Genomic DNA, 526 nt, shown 5'->3' with positions numbered 1-526 from the left:
GTCGAGCGACTCAGCGCTTCAGGTCACTTAACGACCCATGTCGCTTGCGCTCGATCGCCGCGCGCATGCTTCAACTCGGAGACAGGCGGGCCGACAACCATGTCCGAGCGTGAGTGTCTTCGACAGCCAGTCGTAAAAGTGTCGTCGGCCAGTTCGTGAACTTTTAAAAATGTTCAGAACGCTTATGTGATGCGAACTATTTTATGTTGAGTGGTTTCGTGTCCCGATTAGGAATTACTCCCTCGGTGCCTGTCCAACCTGCATACTTCACATCCGATGCATGGGGGTCTACGACAGAATAGACGCCGACGCCAGCTGAGCTGGATTTGACTAGAGCATAGCCCTTCGGTGCAGCGAAATTGCATCCGGTACCCAACAGTGATCTGCCTAGAGGATCATTTCCAGTGTGGCACGACAAGAGATACAGCGTCACATTGCGCTGGTTGAGCGATGTTCCGAACGGCACAATCTGATCCTGCCGCATATCCTTCGGTGGATTGCCCATGGCGATCTCAAAGGTGTTGTT

General features: G+C 53.0%; 1 protein-coding gene. It reads right to left on the bottom strand.

Features of this window, described 5'->3' with window-relative positions:
* Positions 1-196: 196 nt before the first annotated feature.
* Positions 197-526, bottom strand: a 330-nt coding sequence (locus tag J5M56_RS24235) for a hypothetical protein (RefSeq protein WP_207937974.1), incomplete at its 5' end; no start/stop codon positions are given.

It is taken from the genome of Pseudomonas sp. 51_B, assembly GCF_017491595.1.
GTDB classification, from domain to species: Bacteria; Pseudomonadota; Gammaproteobacteria; order Pseudomonadales; family Pseudomonadaceae; genus Aquipseudomonas; species Aquipseudomonas promysalinigenes.
The sequence above is the reverse complement of the archived record's forward strand: the minus strand, read 5'-3'. Positions and strand labels throughout refer to the sequence as shown.